This is a genomic window from Psychrobacillus mangrovi (assembly GCF_037104765.1).
Classification (GTDB): Bacteria; Bacillota; Bacilli; order Bacillales_A; family Planococcaceae; genus Psychrobacillus; species Psychrobacillus mangrovi.
Genome location: NZ_JBAWSY010000001.1, coordinates 53,844 through 70,074, shown reverse-complemented (window position 1 = coordinate 70,074; position 16,231 = coordinate 53,844). Strand labels below are relative to the sequence as shown.

Sequence of the window (16,231 nt, the reverse complement as noted above, 5' to 3'; positions counted from 1 at the left end):
ACCGCTCCTTTCATTACATCATAATACCGCCATCGACGTGTAAGACGTGACCATTTACATAACTTGATTCATCTGATGCTAAAAATAAATACGCATTTGCTATATCAGTAGGATCTCCAAGTCGTTGTAAAGCAATAACGGATTTCATTTGATCTATAACTTTCTCTGGCATTTTAGCTACCATAGAAGTGCTTGTAAAACCTGGTGCTACAGCATTAACATTAATACCTTTACGCCCTAATTCTTTTGCCCATGTTTTCGTCATGCCTACAACAGCTGCTTTTGAAGCAGCGTAATTAGTCTGACCTACATTCCCATAAATCCCACTTACAGAGGAAGTATTTATAATTTTTCCGTATCCTTTTTCTACTAAATGTGGAAGTACTGCTTGTGTACAATTAAAAACGCCGGTTAGATTTACATCTAATACATGTGAGAAGTCCTCTGCAGTCATTTTAGTTAGCATTGCATCTCTTGTAATACCAGCATTATTTATTAAAATATCAATTGTGCCAAAATGGTCCATTGTTTGTTGAACAAGTGCATCTACACTTTCGCGTTTAGCTACATCCACCTGGACAAATTTCACATCAAAACCTTTACCAACTAATTCATTTTCTTGTTGTACACCTGAATTTGTATCAAAATCAGCTAAAACTACTTTGGCTCCTTCTTCTGCAAAACGAAGAACTGCAGCCAAACCTATTCCATTTGCAGCTCCTGTTATAATGGCGACTTTATTTTTTAACCTCATTGCGCATTCTCCTCTGTTAAAAATGTTTCGATTCGATTTGTTAACTGCTCCAAATCATCGATTAATGGAGAATGACCGCAGTTTACTAATGGTATATAAGTGGCATTGTCTCCTAGATCCTTCACAATTTCTTGTGTCATTTCTTCGTTCACGACATAATCACGATCACCTCTTAAGATAAGCACAGGAATTGTTATATCTTTAGCTTGATTTGTTCCCTCTGTTACTCCATTATGCCCAGAGCCAATATTAAACGTGTTTAATGAATGATAGACATCTGCCAAATTTCGTTGCGTTAACATATCATCCAAATAAGCTTCATAAAGTTCCTTCTCAGGTTGATTATGAGAATATATTGCAGCATTCCACACTGCCTTTAATCCCTCTTTATTTTTGGTGTCATATAATCCTTGCATCGCTCTAGTTTTTGATGGATCATTTTCTACATCTTCAATCGTTTGAAATCTATAGTTCATGTTTGGTGTTCCATCCTCATTTGCACCATAGAAAGGATATCCTCTCGTTGAAGCAGATGCTAACAAAACTAACTTCTCACAGTAATCTGGATTGTCTGCTACAAATTGCATGCAAATGGCTCCACCTGTAGACCATCCTATTAAGTGAAACTTCTTCAACGATAAAAGGTCCACAACTTCCTTCAAGTCATCTGAAAAGTCCTTTATTCCTTGTACACGAGTATGGTACGTAGACTCTCCAAATCCTCTTAAATCTATTGCGTATAACGTGTACTTTTGATCTAATTTATCGATTAAAACATCCCAATGCTTAGAAGAGGTCATATTGCCGTGCACTAATACGATAACTTCTTCTCCACCTGGACGTACACGATATGCAATTGTCTCTCCATTGGATAAAGATACTTTAGGTAAACTCATTACTTTTCTCCCCCTTGTTTCCCCCAACTTACCGCTACAGCTCCCCATGCATATCCAATGCCGGCACTGACAAGTACAGCAAGATCTCCATCTTTTAATTTTCCATGATCTTGCGCAAGCTCTAACGAAATGATTTGATCCATTTGACCAATATGCCCGTAATCACTCAAATAAATCGATTGATCGCTGGATAATCCTAGTTCATTTAAGACATAGTCATGTGCAGATTTTTTCATATGAAGTATAGCTAAATAGTCAATATCATCTTCTGAATAATCACTTTTGATTAATGCATTTCGAATAACTTTTATGAAGTTTTGCATAGATTTTTGTTCGAGTCTTGCTTTCATGCCTTCTGGATCTAACACATCTAATCGGTATAGTCCCTTGTGCAGATGTTCAACCGTAAGCGGTTCTTTTGTTCCACCAACTGGCACGACTACATCTTCAGAAAAAGAGCCATCTGTTATAATCTCTGACTCTAGGATAATATTTTCAGGATGATCCTTTTTTAAAATAATTGCTGCTCCACCTGCACCAAGATTAAACATAAAACGAGTGCGCTCGTTTGTATAATCAATAAAATCACTGTTTCTATATCCACCAGCAAGAAGAACAGTATTTATAGTAGAATCCGACTCCATGAGGCTCTTTGCTACTTTAATAGCCATAATTGTAGTACCACAACGTAGCGCTACATCAAACCCCCAAGCATGATAGGCGCCTATTTCTTCTTGTAGTTTAATAGCGGCAGTCCATAACGGATATTCCTTATGTTCCTCCCCAATATAAATAACTAAGTCAATGGTTTTCGGATCAATAGAGCCCTTTTTTAATGCTTTTTCAGCCGCCTTGATCCCCATTGCTACTGTGTGGTCTTCTGGCCCAGGAATCGGTTTTTGTGTAATTCCCATTTTATTTTTCACAACATCAATTGGTAAATTAGAAAGAGCAGCAATTTCCTCTGCAGTCATGACGTTGTCTGGTATATAAACACCAGTACTGACAATTCCTACAGTCATTTTGCTTCCGCCTTTCTATTGGTTGGTTTAATAGATACCGCAAGTCCGCCTTTATTTTTTCTTTTCCAATACGCATGTCGAATGGTGCCAACAATTCCTCTTGGGAAGAAAATCACAGCTAATATATAGATGATTCCGAAGAAGATGATCCATCTTTCGAAAATAGGATGCTCTTTTGCAAGACCTGACAAATAATGTTGTGCTAATTCAATTACTCCAGCACCGATAATAGGACCGATTAGTGTCCCTACTCCACCAATAATGGTCATAAGAAGAGCATCTAATGTTATGTCCATTGTGAGTACACTTGTATTAACAAAACGAAGAGATACTGCATAGAGAGATCCAGCTAAACTAGCTACAACACCAGCAACAACCGAAGCTATTACCTTATAATGCAACGTCTGAAATCCTAAAGACTTTGTTCTTTGTTCATTTTCTCGTACAGCTATTAACACTTTTCCAAGTGGTGATTCTACAAATCTTCTCAAGAAAAAGTAAACAAGTACTAAGCAAGCAAGTACAAGAATGTAAAACATCATTCGGTCTTTAAAAAACTCTGGTGCACGAAATGTGAAACCATCATTACCATACGTAAGTGTTCTCCATTTTTCTGCAAGTACTAAAAATAACCCAGAAACGGCCATTGTTAGCATCGCAAAGAAATGGCTCTTTAATCTTAAGGTGAGTAGTCCTACTAAAAAACTGATTACTGCAGCTAATACCATTCCTACTAGTATAGAAATGAAAAATATACTCAATGTTGCTTCAAAATGATTGAGCATTATTGCTGTTGCGTAAGCACCCAACCCGAAAAACATCGCATGACCAAATGAGACAATTCCTGTATAACCTAGTAAAATGTCATAGCTCATTGCTAAGATAGAGAAAATAAATATTTGTGTAAGTAGAATTGTCCATGTTCTGGAGTCAGAAACAAATGGGAAAATTGCAAGTGCCGCCACGATTATTATTAATACAGCATTATTTAATTGAAATTTAGACTTCATTTCGCATCATCCTTTCGCAGTAAACAAACCTTGCGGACGGAAAATTAATACGATAGCCATAAGCATCATATTGACCGCAAGTGATAAAGCTGGAACATAGTACGCCATGAAGCTACCCGCAAGACCAACAAGTATTGCAGCAAGAAGGGATCCTGGAAAACTACCCATACCACCTATGACAACCACAATAAAAGCTAGAATAGCAAATTCCATACCCATTTCAGCATAAATCACCCCTGAATAAGGAGCCATTAGCACTCCGCCTAAAGCAGCTAGTCCCGCACCGACCATAAATACATATAAAAATACTTGTTTGATATTTATTCCAAGAGCCTGAACCATTTCTTTGTTCATAACTCCTGCACGGACAATTAAACCAATCTTGGTACGTTTCAATATAAATTGGAATATACCAAATACTAGAAAACCTATTAATATGATAAACAAGCGATATTTAATGATGATTACATCTCCAATTTCCCAACTTCCGGATAATAATGGAGGAGTTTTTGCTGCAATTTGATTTGGTCCAAAAACAACCTTCAACATTTCTGATAGAACAATCATAAATCCTAAAGTAATCAAAATCTGTTGAATATGATTTCCGTAAACAGGTGTAATAATAAGCTTCTCTGTAATAAATCCAAGCACGATACCTGTTAAAATAGCACCTAAAATCGCAATAGTAAAACTATCGGTTAACCCATAAAACCAAACACCAGAAAATGCCCCCCATGCAAATAATCCACCGTGAGCAAAGTTTAATACATCCATTAATCCAAATATTAATGTTAGTCCAGCTGCCAGAAGAAATATGAGCATCCCCGTTGCTAAACCATTTATCAATAAATTGATGATTAGTTCCATCTTTTTTGCCTCCTCACCCAATCCCTAAATACTTACGTTTTAACTCTTCATTCTGTATTAACTCACTCATTTGGCCTGATTGTACGGTTTCTCCATCATCAATTAGTGTGTATGTATCACCGATTCTACTAGCCATAATAAAATTTTGTTCTACTAGTATAATTGTAGTCTGTTTCTTCATTTCGTTTATAGCTTCCATCACTTTTTCGATAACAACTGGTGCAAGGCCTTTTGATGGCTCATCTATTAACAGCAGTTTACTTTCGTTAACAAAAGCTCTTGCCATAGATAACATTTGCTTTTGACCACCTGATAGATGTCCACCATCTTTTTTCCAATACTTTTTTAAGTCTGGAAATAACTCCAACACATATTCCTGTCTTGCATGCGCTGCATCATCTTCTTTTCGCATTGCAACTTTTAAATTTTCCTCAACTGTTAGTGCTCCAAAAATCCCTTGATCTTCTGGAACATATCCAATTCCATTGGAAGCGATATGATGAGTTGCATTTTTCGTTATATCTTTTTCTTGAAAAACAATGGATCCTGTAGATGCTGGTGTTAAACCCATGATTGTTTTTAAAGTAGTCGTTTTCCCAGCTCCATTCCTACCTAGCAAAACACTTACTTCTCCTTCTTTCGCTGTAAATGAAACACCTTGAAGAATGTGATATTGCCCAATATACGTGTGAACATTGTCTACTTTAAGCAAGATGCTCATCGTACAACCCTCCTAAATAAGCATGCTGAACTGTTTCATTATTCATTATTTCTGTCGGCGTACCATCCGCTAGCAGTCTACCATTAAATAAGACCATAATAGAATCTGATAAATCCATAATCATATCCATCTTATGTTCAATCAACAAAATCGTTTTTTCACCTGTTTGTTTAATCTGTTTAATTACGTCTAATATGGCTGGTACTTCTTCTAAAGACATTCCTGCAGTTGGTTCATCTAATAGTAATACTTCAGTATCTAAAGCAAGTAGCATCGCAATTTCTAATTTTCTTTTTTCCCCATGAGATAGCTGATTTGCAATAGCATTTGCTTTACTAGAAAGCAATACAACTTCTAAAAGTTTTTCCGCTTGGATGTGCAAATCTTTGTATGTTGTAAAATGTCGAAACATTTGATAGCGAATATTTTCTTTGGACTGAACGGCTAAACGAACGTTTTCGATTACGGTTAGATTAGGGAATACATTTGTAATTTGAAAGGAACGACCAAGTCCTTTTCTCGTACGTTGAACGGAAGAAAACTTAGCCATAGATTCCCCTTTAAAGAAAACATCTCCCTCTGTTGGATTTAACTCACCACTCAATAAATTAAAAAAGGTTGTTTTACCAGCACCATTTGGTCCTATAATAGATTTAAAGTGTTTGGATGGCATTGAAAAATCCACATGGTCCACAGCGGTCTGACCGCCAAATTTAATCGTTAAATTCTCAGTTCTCAGTATTGGTTCCATTCCAAAAAACTCCTTTCAACATCAACTGTCACTCTCCATATCATAGAAAGTTCTATAATATGGAGAGTGACAGACCTAATAATATTAGGCCGTCACTCAATTTTTTACTTATTATTTAAAATCGGTGGTTCAGTCTCTTCAGGAGACAACTCTCTAAGTAACACTGGTACAGGATAAGCAACGCCATCTTGTTTTTCTAGTTTAATAGAGTAAAGAGATTGTAATGCTTGATGATCTTCCGGTCTGAATGTCATTTTTCCTTTTGGTGTTTCAAAGGACATACCTTCCATTACCTTGATCAACTCTGCACCATCTGCATTTCCCTCAGATTTTTTCAACGCCTCTACAATTGCGATCGCAGCAGACATTCCACCTGGAGTGAATAGGTCAGGAACTTCACCATTGAAACGTTTTTTATGTTCGTCTACTAACCAAGTGTTAATCTTGTTATCAGGAAGAGTATGATAATAAACAGAGAATCCTTCCATTCCTACTAATGGTTCCATTACAGATAATGCTGGAATATCAGGAGCTCCTGTAGAAATTTTGATGCCTTTTTCTTGTAATTTTAAGTCAGCAATTTGATTCCAAGGAGAGTTTGCTCCTGCCCAAACAACAAATAAGTAGTCTGGTTTTTCTTGAATAATCTTTTGTAAGTTTGATGTGAAGTCAGTAGCAGCTGGATCAGCGTACTCTTCTAGTACTACTTCTGCTCCTAATTTTTCTGCAGCTGCTTTAAATGCAGCTATTCCATCCCAACCGAATGAATAATCTGGAGCAAAAGTAGCGATTTTCACTCCTGGTTTAGCGATTGCAGCAGCTCCTGCAACTGCATCTTGTGAAGAGTTACGACCAGTTCTAAAAATATATGGATTAAACTCTGAACCTGTAATACTATCAGCAACAGCTGGTTCAACAATCATAATTTTTTCATATTCTTCAGCTAGAGGAAGAACAGCTAATGTATCTCCTGAGCTAGAGGAGCCGACTAAGAAATCTACTTCATCTTCTTCTAAAAGTTTTGTAGCTTTTTGAACTGCTACTTCAGGTTTTGTTTCTGTGTCTTCAAAAACAACTTCGATTTTTTTGCCTGCTACTTCCATTGTCCCGTTGGTAGCATATTCAAGACCTAACTCAAATCCGTTTTTCGTTTGTTTACCATAAGACTCTAAAGCACCAGTTAAGGAAGCAAGAACTCCGACTTTGATAGTCCCACCTTCTTCAGTAACCTCACTTGAAACTGGAGTCGTCTCTTCTTTTTCTTTTTCTGTTGTTGTACTAGCTTTTTCACTACAAGCCGCACTGAAAATTAGAACGAATAAAAGCGTTAATAATAATCCCCATTTTTTTGCCATATAAATCCCCCTTCAAAGCTTTTGTAAGCGTTATCATGCTTCTGTTATAGAATACAAAAATGTAGTTACAAATTAGTTACAAAAAACAATCTTTGTATGTATTAATCGTTAATTTTTTTGATAATGAAATTGTATAGGAAATTTTCATATTCAATAGATCTTCATAAAAAATGAACCTGGGCAATCACCCAAGTTCTTTTAACATTAAATATAACGTATGCATGATCTACAAAATCTTATATTTTGTTTTTTTCACTTCATCTAATACATTCGGTAATTCATTTATCTGCAACAAGCCTTCTTCTGAATTAAACTTTTTAAATTCTATTTCAGTAAGCTCTGTACCAAGAGTATACTCCCCTATAACTATTTCAAGAAACTCCAATACTGCGTTGCTATGGTCCACGTCTTCTCTAAACTCTTTAATATACAAAATGAGGTAGAATTCTTCATTTTCTTGATCTGCCTTATATGTGAAAAAAACATCTTCTCGACTAATTTCAAACCCATTAGTTGTAATACTTATATCGTCGTCATTTCGCTGGTTGAATGCTACAATAGAGAATCTTTCCGATTGTGGTGCAGCTTCCACTAACCGTATCACGTCTGGAAAATTATTAGGATTTCCATATGCGCCAATTGTCAACTCGCGTTTTTTTTCTCTATTTTTTTCTAATTCAATTGAGAATGATAATTGGCGGTTTACCTTTCTCGATGCCGCATCTAATCCTTTTAACAAATTCTCAGAATCTTCGTCTCGTAACAAATATAATTCTTCTTCATGGTCCACAAACCATTCCCAAAAGGCTTCGATTGGATCTTTTCTTTTAAATAAATTCCTGATCAAATAAACACTCCTTTTTTAAGAAAGAAAGATTTTTTGTTTTTCTAATTTCTAGTCATAATTTGTTATCATTTCATACATTTGTACGGTAGTTTCCATTGGCTCAATGCCAAGTTCCTGTTCAAGTGTAGTAACACAACGGTCATACCATTTTACAGATTGGGAGCGGTTTTGTAATTGATAGTAAGCATACATCAACAGCCGATATGCTTCCTCCCAAGTGCGATCTATTCGTAGGAGCTTTTCAGCCCAATAAATTGTTTTTTCGAACTCCTTTAACCTAGTACATGTTTGTGCAAGTCGTTCTAATACGGTTATGTAGAGTTGCTGTGCATTTTCCCGATCATGCGAAATCCATTCGATTGTCGTCTTATCCTCGTACAAGAAGCCTTTGTACAATTTCACTGCTTTTAATAGCGACTCTTTAGATATCAATGGGTTATGCTCATTTAATCCGTTATCAACATAATGATGAAAATTATCGATATCACTAGTAATCGATACATCTGGGTTTAATCGGTACATCGACTGCTTGCGGACAATGAAAAAGGATTCCTCTCTTGCTAACCGATTTGGTTCAATTACTTTTAATAAAGAATTCAGGGTTACTTTAAAATCACGGTCCGTGTTTTTTTCATTGCTTTCACCCCAAAGTGCATGGATAATTTCTTCCTTTGGTACAAAGCGGTTTTTATTCATAAATAAATAAGCTAATAATTCTTTTGCCTTATCTCTTTGCCATTTACGTTCACTTACCTCTCTATTACTCATGTAAAGAGTAAAGGGTCCAAGCAGGTTTATTGTAAGTTGATAACCAGGGTAATTACTCACCGTATTTATTTTCAATATATTAGTAACTGTATTTACATCAACTAAGTCTGGTTTTGCGATAAGTACTTTTTGGAGAATAGGGTAATGCATTTGCAAATCATATGGTCCAAAAACCGTTTTCCTTTGTAAAAAAAATACGAAATCGAAACGAACACATAAAGTTGCAAAACTTTCTGCGTATTGAATGAACTTGTCTTGATTTTCTAAATGGTAATGAATAATCATTAGCCAATAGTTCGATATCATTTCACCATAAACATCCCCACTAATTACAAACAGTCGATTAGCCTCATGAACTGTATCTATTGCTTGATGGTGGTCATCATTTTCAAAATAAACAATTGTTAAGCAAATCAAAATATATGCAGATAACCAATAATCATTACCCTTGTCTGTTTCTCGAAGACCTTTTTCACCGTATGAGATAGCATCTTGAAAGTATCCTTGTCTAGACTTTAAAATGGATAGCCCCATATAAGGTTCGGCTTTACCCCTAGAAACATTCAACTCTTCCATTCGATTCACAGCTTTCAAGTAATAAGTTTCAGGGGTTTCCAAATCGAATGGATTATCTAATATTTCTGCATGTCCTCTTCGAATCCAACCTACCGCCTCAACAAAACCAGATTTTTCACGATTTCCAGTTTCAATGCCCTTTATAGCCGCTTGCTTTGCAAGCTCTACTTGACCCATTAAAGAATATATAAAGGAAAGTAAAACCTCTGTCTCTCTATGAGAATCAGGTAAACTAATTTGATCGCTTATCCTATTTTTTAATACTTTCTGTGCTTCATTTAGCATACCTGTCCGAAGCAGAATTCTAGCATCCAAATTTCCTTCTCTTAATATATCTGCTTCTAATTTTTCTTGATGAATGAATTTATTTGCCTCTTTTGCTTTGCCTAGGTTTACTAGATTCTCCGCTAATAATCTTTTTAATAACAACATTTCATACCTTGTCATATCTGTACTTTTCTCAGACCATTTAACAGCTTCTTCTAAAAAAGGTTTTGCAAGAGCCGGTTGAATTGTGTCTAGATAGATATGCGCAATTCCAGCATTGCCTCGACTATGATACAAAGGATTATTATGTTCTTTGGCAAAGTTGATACACTTTTCATAAGCTTTTTTAGCTTTTTCATAAAAAGCTCTATATCGATGACATTCACCTTCGTAATAATAAAGCTCATAAAACTCTTCTTTTCTTTCATCAGAAAGATGTTCTTTTAACAAGTCTAACAACCAATCAAATTGACCAGAATTTATCATTTGTCCTGCAAACTGAACTATCATCTTAGCTAAAAAATAATCATCTTTTGCCTTTACAGCATGGTGTATAGATTGAACTAAATTTTTCTTTTCACTATAATATTCTGCAGCCTTTTTGTGTGTTTCAACATATAGAGCTTGATCTTTTTGTATCCACTTTGTTTCTAAATATTGTTGAAACAAAGAATGGTATCGATAAGCACCTTTATCACTTAAAGATTGGATAAAAGCGTGGCTGCTTGCTAACCTTTCCAAATTTTTTGCTTCTTTATCCCCAAAAAATATTTGAATATCCTTTAAAGTAAAGATCGGAAATATACTATAATTCAGTATAGACTCTTGATCTTCGTCATTCATTCGTAAAAATACCTCTTCAGACAAATAGGAAAATAAATCTTTTAAAGCAGGATCAAATAGTTCCGTTATTTGTTTATTGGTCTCCACAAGTTGCATTGCAATCAAGTGAATAGCGATTGCCCAACCCTCTGTAAGTTTCATTATTTCTTCCGCTTCTGTATAAGAAATCGTTTTTTCAAAATAATCTTCAAAAAATACTTGGATCTCTTCCTCACTAAACATAAAATCCTTTTCACTAATTTCTACTAATTGTCCTTTTAACTTTAGCTTTAATAGTATTGTCCATTTTGGTCGGCTCCTTGATGCCACGACAAGCTGTATATTCGGTGGGAGAAATTCAATAAGTTTTTCAACTATATAATTTATAAGAAAGACATGATCAATGAGATGAAAATCGTCTAATATTATAGTGAAAGACTCATCGATCATGGCTAGCTCATTACTAAATAAAGAATACCATTGTGTTAATTCCGCTTCTTTTGGATACATGGAAAGAAAGTCTCTTTCCATGAGAGTTACGCCAAACGTAGGTATTACTTTACGAATGCTATGTAGTAAGTAACGTAGAAAAGGAAGAATATCATCATCCTCTTCTGTAATCGTGTACCATGAATATAATTGTTTTGAATCTGCATAATACTGGGCTAAAGCTGAGCTTTTACCGAATCCAGCTCCACTATGTAATAGTGTTAGTTTTTTGCTAGAATTTGTTTTTAATTTCTTAATGAGGGAAGATCTTCTCATATAATAGGAAGAGTTAATAGGAGGGGTTAGTTTTGACATGATTACTGTTGCCTGTTCCATCTCTTAACCTCCACACTGGTTATTTATACTTATACTACCATATTTTCCTTTAAAATTAAATGATAATTCAGATGTGTTAGAAAATATAGACTATGGTAAAGTAATATATAGTAGGTAAAGCAAATAAAAGGGGAGAATTTAATGGGGTTTCCTATTTTAGAAACAGAGCGTTTAAGGTTAATAGAAATCAAAGAGAAACATACAGAAGATATTTTTGCTATCTTTTCAAATGAAGCAGTTATAAAATATTATGGCATGTCTGCTTTTACCGAATATCAACAGGCAAAGAGTTTAATAGAATCATTTGGGAAGAATTTTAAAGAAAAGCGTTCGATGCGTTGGGGTATTATTTTAAAAGAGACTGGTAGCTTTGTTGGTACAGTTGGTTTAAATAACCTTATTATTACAGGTCGGCGAACGGAAATTGGATATGACTTACTACCAGAGTATTGGAGAAAAGGTATTATTAGCGAAGCAGTAAATACAGTTATTCAATATTGCTTTAAAGAATTAGATTTATTTCGAATCGGCGCCGTTACCTTCCCACAAAATGAATCCTCTAATAAATTATTATTAAAATTAGGTTTTGAAAAAGAAGGATTATTAAGAGGCTATTTATATCAAAATGGTCATTCTAATGATGCACTTGTATTTTCTTTAATTAAACCTGATTGGGATAAGAATAGATTACTTTAAAAGAACTTAAAAGGATATCTTAGCGAGTATGCAAACAATTTATTGTTCACTTACTTGCTTTTTATGTGGAACCCATTGATTTCCGTTCCAGGCGGTCGCTTTCCGCGGGGTGATCGATGAACCATCACCGCCCCTTCGGGTACGTTGTGATGTTTCATCTGTCTCACTGATCCCGCTGGAGTCGCCGCCTTCCTCTCCAATCAACTAATGTTGTCTCTCTCAAAAAAACCTTCTATCTAAAAAGGTCATCATGTTACGTTATAATGAAAAAAAGTAAATGCAGGTGGTTCTCCCGATAGTTCGACCAAAGAAACCCTCATATTAAGTCCTTTTATGGCGATTTACGATATTGTTGTGCCAAAAGATAATATTTGCTCCGCCAAATCAATGGACTTGTTGATTTTTCATTTATTTTAGAAGAGTTAAAAACAAAATACTGTCTAGATAATGGTCGCAACGCTATTTCACCCATTAGTACGCTCAAATATTTATTACTAATGTCGATTCAAGACCAATCAGATGATGAACGGATTATTACATACAGTTGCAGTGGTGAGAACAGAAGAACAAAGTGATGGAAAATATCTCAAGGAGTAACTGGAGAAGAGTCGACAAACAGGAATCGAAGTGGACACTGTTATTGGGGATACAGCGTACTTGGAGAAAGAGAATATAACATATTCAAATCGGAAAATGTAGTCCTTGTTTCTAAGTTGCCTCCAATTGCCTCCAATGGAAATCTTGAAGAAGAAGATACATTTGAATTTAATAAAGATGCAGGAATGTATAAGGATACGATGTGGCAGCATCCTCGGGTCTAGTTGGCATGCTAATTCAAGGGACCCTGCGATTTTTGCCACCAATCTTAAGCGAATTCTCAAGCTTTAAAATGAAAAGTCATAAAGAATAAGTAGAAAGATAGGCCAGATTTGTTCAAAATCGAACAAATCTGGCCTATCTTTTTGGAATTTCGATATAAACCAGTGTCTTCTTGCTTTGTCTTTTTCTTACTCTTTTCGTTTAATAGATTCATTATTCAATTTTAAAGGACATATCGTATTTGGAAAGCTCAACTAAGTCCATATTCATCGTACTTCTTTGATGATATGGCACAAGAAGATGTCCATAACAAGATGATTTTTTAAACATAGAAGATTTTTTTCTGTAGACATACATTAGTTGATTGTAGTGGAAAGCGTCCGCCTGGAACGAAAATCTATCATACTTTTTAATAGAAGTTACAAAGAAAGAGGCTGCCCTTAAAAGTCATTTTTTTGACTTTCGGGACAGCCCCTTTCGTACGTATCTTAAGCTTCTAGCATTTTGTTACGTAGTACCATTTGTAGGATACCACCGTGACGGTAGTAGTCTACTTCTACTTCTGAATCGAAACGAGCAAGAACATTAAATTGTTTCTCAGTACCATCTTCTGCTTTTGCTGTTACTTGTAGAATATCGCGAGGTTTTACACCTTCTGCAACATTTATACTAATTTCTTCTTTGCCAGTTAAGCCAAGACTATCAGCATTTTCACCTGGTAAGAAGTTAAGTGGTAATACACCCATCATGACTAGATTTGAACGATGTATACGCTCAAAGCTTTCCGTAATAACAGCCTTGATACCTAATAAGTTTGTTCCTTTAGCTGCCCAGTCACGAGAAGATCCCATTCCATAATCTTTTCCACCAAGTACTACTAAGCCAGTATTCGATTCTTGATACTTCATTGCTGCATCATAGATAGAAATGATTTCTCCTGTTGGCCAGTAAGTAGTATATCCACCTTCTGTACCTGGAGCAACTTGGTTACGAATACGGATGTTCGCAAATGTTCCGCGCATCATTACTTCATGGTTACCACGACGAGATCCATAAGAGTTGAAATCACGTACTTCTACACCATTTTCACGCAAGTATTTACCTGCTGGAGTATCTTTACCAATCGCACCAGCTGGTGAAATATGGTCTGTAGTGATAGAATCACCAAATTTCGCAACAATGCGAAGTCCAGTAAGAGTTTGAATATCACCTGGTTCTTTAGATAAACCTTGGAAGAATGGTGGGTTTTGAATGTAAGTTGATTTATCATCAAATGAATATAGAGACTCAGTTGAAGTTTCAATTGCATTCCAAGCTTCATTCTCATCAAATACGCGTGCATATTCTTTTTGGAATAGTTCACGAGTAACTACTTTAGAAAGAACGTCATTAACTTCTTCCGTAGAAGGCCAAATGTCAGCGAAGAATACATCGTTGCCATCTTTGTCTTTACCGAAAGAATCTTTTTGTAGATCGATATCTACTGTTCCAGCAAGTGCATATGCAACTACTAGTGGTGGTGAAGCTAAGTAGTTTGCTTTTACAAGTGGGTGAACGCGACCTTCGAAGTTACGGTTACCAGAAAGAACAGAAGTTACGAATAAATCTTCGTCAACGATTGCTTTTTCTATTTCAGGTAGTAACGGTCCAGAGTTACCGATACAAGTTGTACATCCGTAACCAACTGTATTAAATCCAATTTCATCTAAGAACTTGTCTAATCCTGAATCTTGTAAATAACCAGTAACAACTTTTGAACCAGGAGCTAATGATGTTTTTACATAAGCAGGAACAGTTAAGCCTTTTTCTACAGCTTTTTTAGCAACTAATCCAGCAGCTAACATTACGTATGGGTTAGATGTATTTGTACAAGAAGTGATTGCAGCGATTGCTACAGCACCAGTTGGAATAGCTACATCTCCATCATCAAATTTTGCTGTTGCCGCTTTGTCGAATTCTTTTTCATTCAATCCGAAACCTTGAGTACCTTGAGGAGCAACTACTGCTTCACGGTAACGAGCTTTCATATCTGATAGAGGAATCAAATCTTGTGGACGTTTTGGTCCTGAAAGGTTTGCTTCAATATCTGCCAAATTAATTTCTATAACATCTGTATAAACAGGTTCTAAAGTTGGATCAAAGAACATGTCGTTTGCTTTTAAGTAAGCTTCAACTACAGCAATATGTTCTTCTTCACGACCAGTTAAACGTAAATAGTTAAGTGATTCTTCATCAATTGCGAAGTAACCACATGTTGCACCATATTCTGGAGCCATATTTGCGATTGTAGCACGGTCAGCAAGTGGTAATTTAGATACCCCAGGTCCGAAGAATTCTACAAATTTACCTACTACGCCGCGTTGACGTAATACTTGAGTTACTTTAAGTGCTAAGTCAGTAGCAGTTGTTCCGTTTGGAAGATCGCCGGTTAATTTAACACCGATAACTTCTGGAATTGGGAAGTATGATGGTTGACCAAGCATACCTGCTTCTGCTTCAATACCACCAACACCCCATCCTAATACACCAAGACCATTAATCATTGTTGTATGTGAGTCAGTACCAACTACTGAATCTGGGAATGTTTCTAAAGTGCCATCTGTATTTTCATTCACGTGTACGATTGGAGCTAAATACTCTAAATTTACTTGGTGAACGATACCAGTAGCTGGTGGAACAGCACGGAAATTATCGTAAGATGTTTGAGCCCATTTTAAGAAGTTATAACGCTCAGCGTTACGTTCGAACTCAAGATCCATATTTGCTTTTAATGCAGTTGATGTACCATATTTGTCAACCTGTACAGAATGGTCAATTACAAGATCGACTGGAATAGCAGGGTTGATTTTATCTGGATTTCCACCCATTTCGTTCATTGCTGAACGTAACGAAGCTAAATCCACTACTACTGGTACACCAGTAAAGTCTTGTAGTACAACTCGGGAAGGTTTAAATGGAACTTCTGCTTCTGTGTCAGCGTCTTTACCCCATTTTGCTAATTGGTTTACGTGATCTTCTTTAATAACATATCCATCATATTGTCGCAAAACTGATTCTAGTAATACTTTAATTGAATAAGGAAGGCGTGATACTTTTGCGATACCAGCTTCTTCAATTGCAGCTAGGCGGTAGTAGTTATACTCTTTACCATTTAGCGAAAAAGAAGCACGGCTGTTGTGTAGATTACTCTTTGCCATTTTTATTCCTCCTAATGTCTATTGAGAAGACTCTATAT

12 protein-coding genes and 1 pseudogene are annotated in these 16,231 nt (G+C 35.9%); 2 read left to right on the top strand and 11 right to left on the bottom strand.

The annotated features are described in order from the left end of the window. Positions 1 to 13 precede the first annotated feature (13 nt). From fabG to WAX74_RS00350, 10 genes are all read right to left on the bottom strand, one after another. The gene (fabG, locus tag WAX74_RS00395) at positions 14 to 754 is read right to left on the bottom strand and encodes a 3-oxoacyl-ACP reductase FabG (protein WP_336495676.1); all 741 of its coding nucleotides are present in this window, start codon (positions 752 to 754) and stop codon (positions 14 to 16) included. Beyond that, positions 751 to 1,650, bottom strand: coding sequence for an intracellular short-chain-length polyhydroxyalkanoate depolymerase (gene phaZ / locus WAX74_RS00390; protein WP_336495674.1), 900 nt, complete (start codon positions 1,648 to 1,650; stop codon positions 751 to 753). The genes fabG and phaZ overlap by 4 nt, the downstream gene beginning before the upstream one ends. After that, positions 1,650 to 2,672: a 3-oxoacyl-ACP synthase gene (locus WAX74_RS00385; RefSeq protein WP_336495673.1), complete on the bottom strand. Its 1,023-nt coding sequence runs from the start codon at positions 2,670 to 2,672 to the stop codon at positions 1,650 to 1,652. Before WAX74_RS00385 ends, phaZ begins: the two co-directional genes overlap by 1 nt. Next, positions 2,669 to 3,682: a branched-chain amino acid ABC transporter permease gene (locus tag WAX74_RS00380; RefSeq protein ID WP_336495672.1), complete on the bottom strand. Its 1,014-nt coding sequence runs from the start codon at positions 3,680 to 3,682 to the stop codon at positions 2,669 to 2,671. The genes WAX74_RS00385 and WAX74_RS00380 overlap by 4 nt, the downstream gene beginning before the upstream one ends. Before the next feature lie 6 nt (positions 3,683 to 3,688). Continuing rightward, positions 3,689 to 4,549 (bottom strand): branched-chain amino acid ABC transporter permease, encoded by an 861-nt coding sequence (locus tag WAX74_RS00375; protein WP_336495671.1) that lies wholly within the window; start codon positions 4,547 to 4,549, stop codon positions 3,689 to 3,691. A 13-nt stretch (positions 4,550 to 4,562) separates the two neighbouring features. Beyond that, the gene (locus WAX74_RS00370; RefSeq protein ID WP_336495670.1) at positions 4,563 to 5,270 is read right to left on the bottom strand and encodes an ABC transporter ATP-binding protein; all 708 of its coding nucleotides are present in this window, start codon (positions 5,268 to 5,270) and stop codon (positions 4,563 to 4,565) included. Next, positions 5,254 to 6,021 carry an ABC transporter ATP-binding protein gene (locus WAX74_RS00365; protein WP_336495669.1) on the bottom strand — a complete coding sequence of 256 codons (768 nt, stop codon included), beginning with the start codon at positions 6,019 to 6,021 and terminating at the stop codon, positions 5,254 to 5,256. Before WAX74_RS00365 ends, WAX74_RS00370 begins: the two co-directional genes overlap by 17 nt. A gap of 104 nt (positions 6,022 to 6,125) precedes the next feature. Continuing rightward, positions 6,126 to 7,376, bottom strand: a complete 1,251-nt coding sequence (locus WAX74_RS00360; RefSeq protein ID WP_336495668.1) for a substrate-binding domain-containing protein — start codon at positions 7,374 to 7,376, stop codon at positions 6,126 to 6,128. A 226-nt stretch (positions 7,377 to 7,602) separates the two neighbouring features. Further along, positions 7,603 to 8,223: a hypothetical protein gene (locus tag WAX74_RS00355; RefSeq protein ID WP_336495667.1), complete on the bottom strand. Its 621-nt coding sequence runs from the start codon at positions 8,221 to 8,223 to the stop codon at positions 7,603 to 7,605. 48 nt (positions 8,224 to 8,271) lie between these two features. Then, positions 8,272 to 11,481: a BTAD domain-containing putative transcriptional regulator gene (locus WAX74_RS00350; RefSeq protein WP_336495666.1), complete on the bottom strand. Its 3,210-nt coding sequence runs from the start codon at positions 11,479 to 11,481 to the stop codon at positions 8,272 to 8,274. Positions 11,482 to 11,622: 141 nt separating this feature from the next. Here WAX74_RS00350 and WAX74_RS00345 point away from each other — a divergent pair, with 141 nt between their 5' ends. Both WAX74_RS00345 and WAX74_RS20945 read left to right on the top strand, forming a co-directional pair. Beyond that, positions 11,623 to 12,177: a GNAT family N-acetyltransferase gene (locus WAX74_RS00345; protein ID WP_336495665.1), complete on the top strand. Its 555-nt coding sequence runs from the start codon at positions 11,623 to 11,625 to the stop codon at positions 12,175 to 12,177. Between the two features lie 333 nt (positions 12,178 to 12,510). Further along, positions 12,511 to 12,698 (top strand): annotated as a pseudogene (locus tag WAX74_RS20945) (IS5/IS1182 family transposase); the annotation flags it as partial. A 786-nt stretch (positions 12,699 to 13,484) separates the two neighbouring features. Here WAX74_RS20945 and acnA read toward each other — a convergent pair. Further along, on the bottom strand, positions 13,485 to 16,193 hold the full coding sequence (gene acnA, locus WAX74_RS00335) for an aconitate hydratase AcnA (RefSeq protein WP_336495664.1): 2,709 nt from the start codon (positions 16,191 to 16,193) through the stop codon (positions 13,485 to 13,487). Between the last annotated feature and the right edge of the window lie 38 nt (positions 16,194 to 16,231).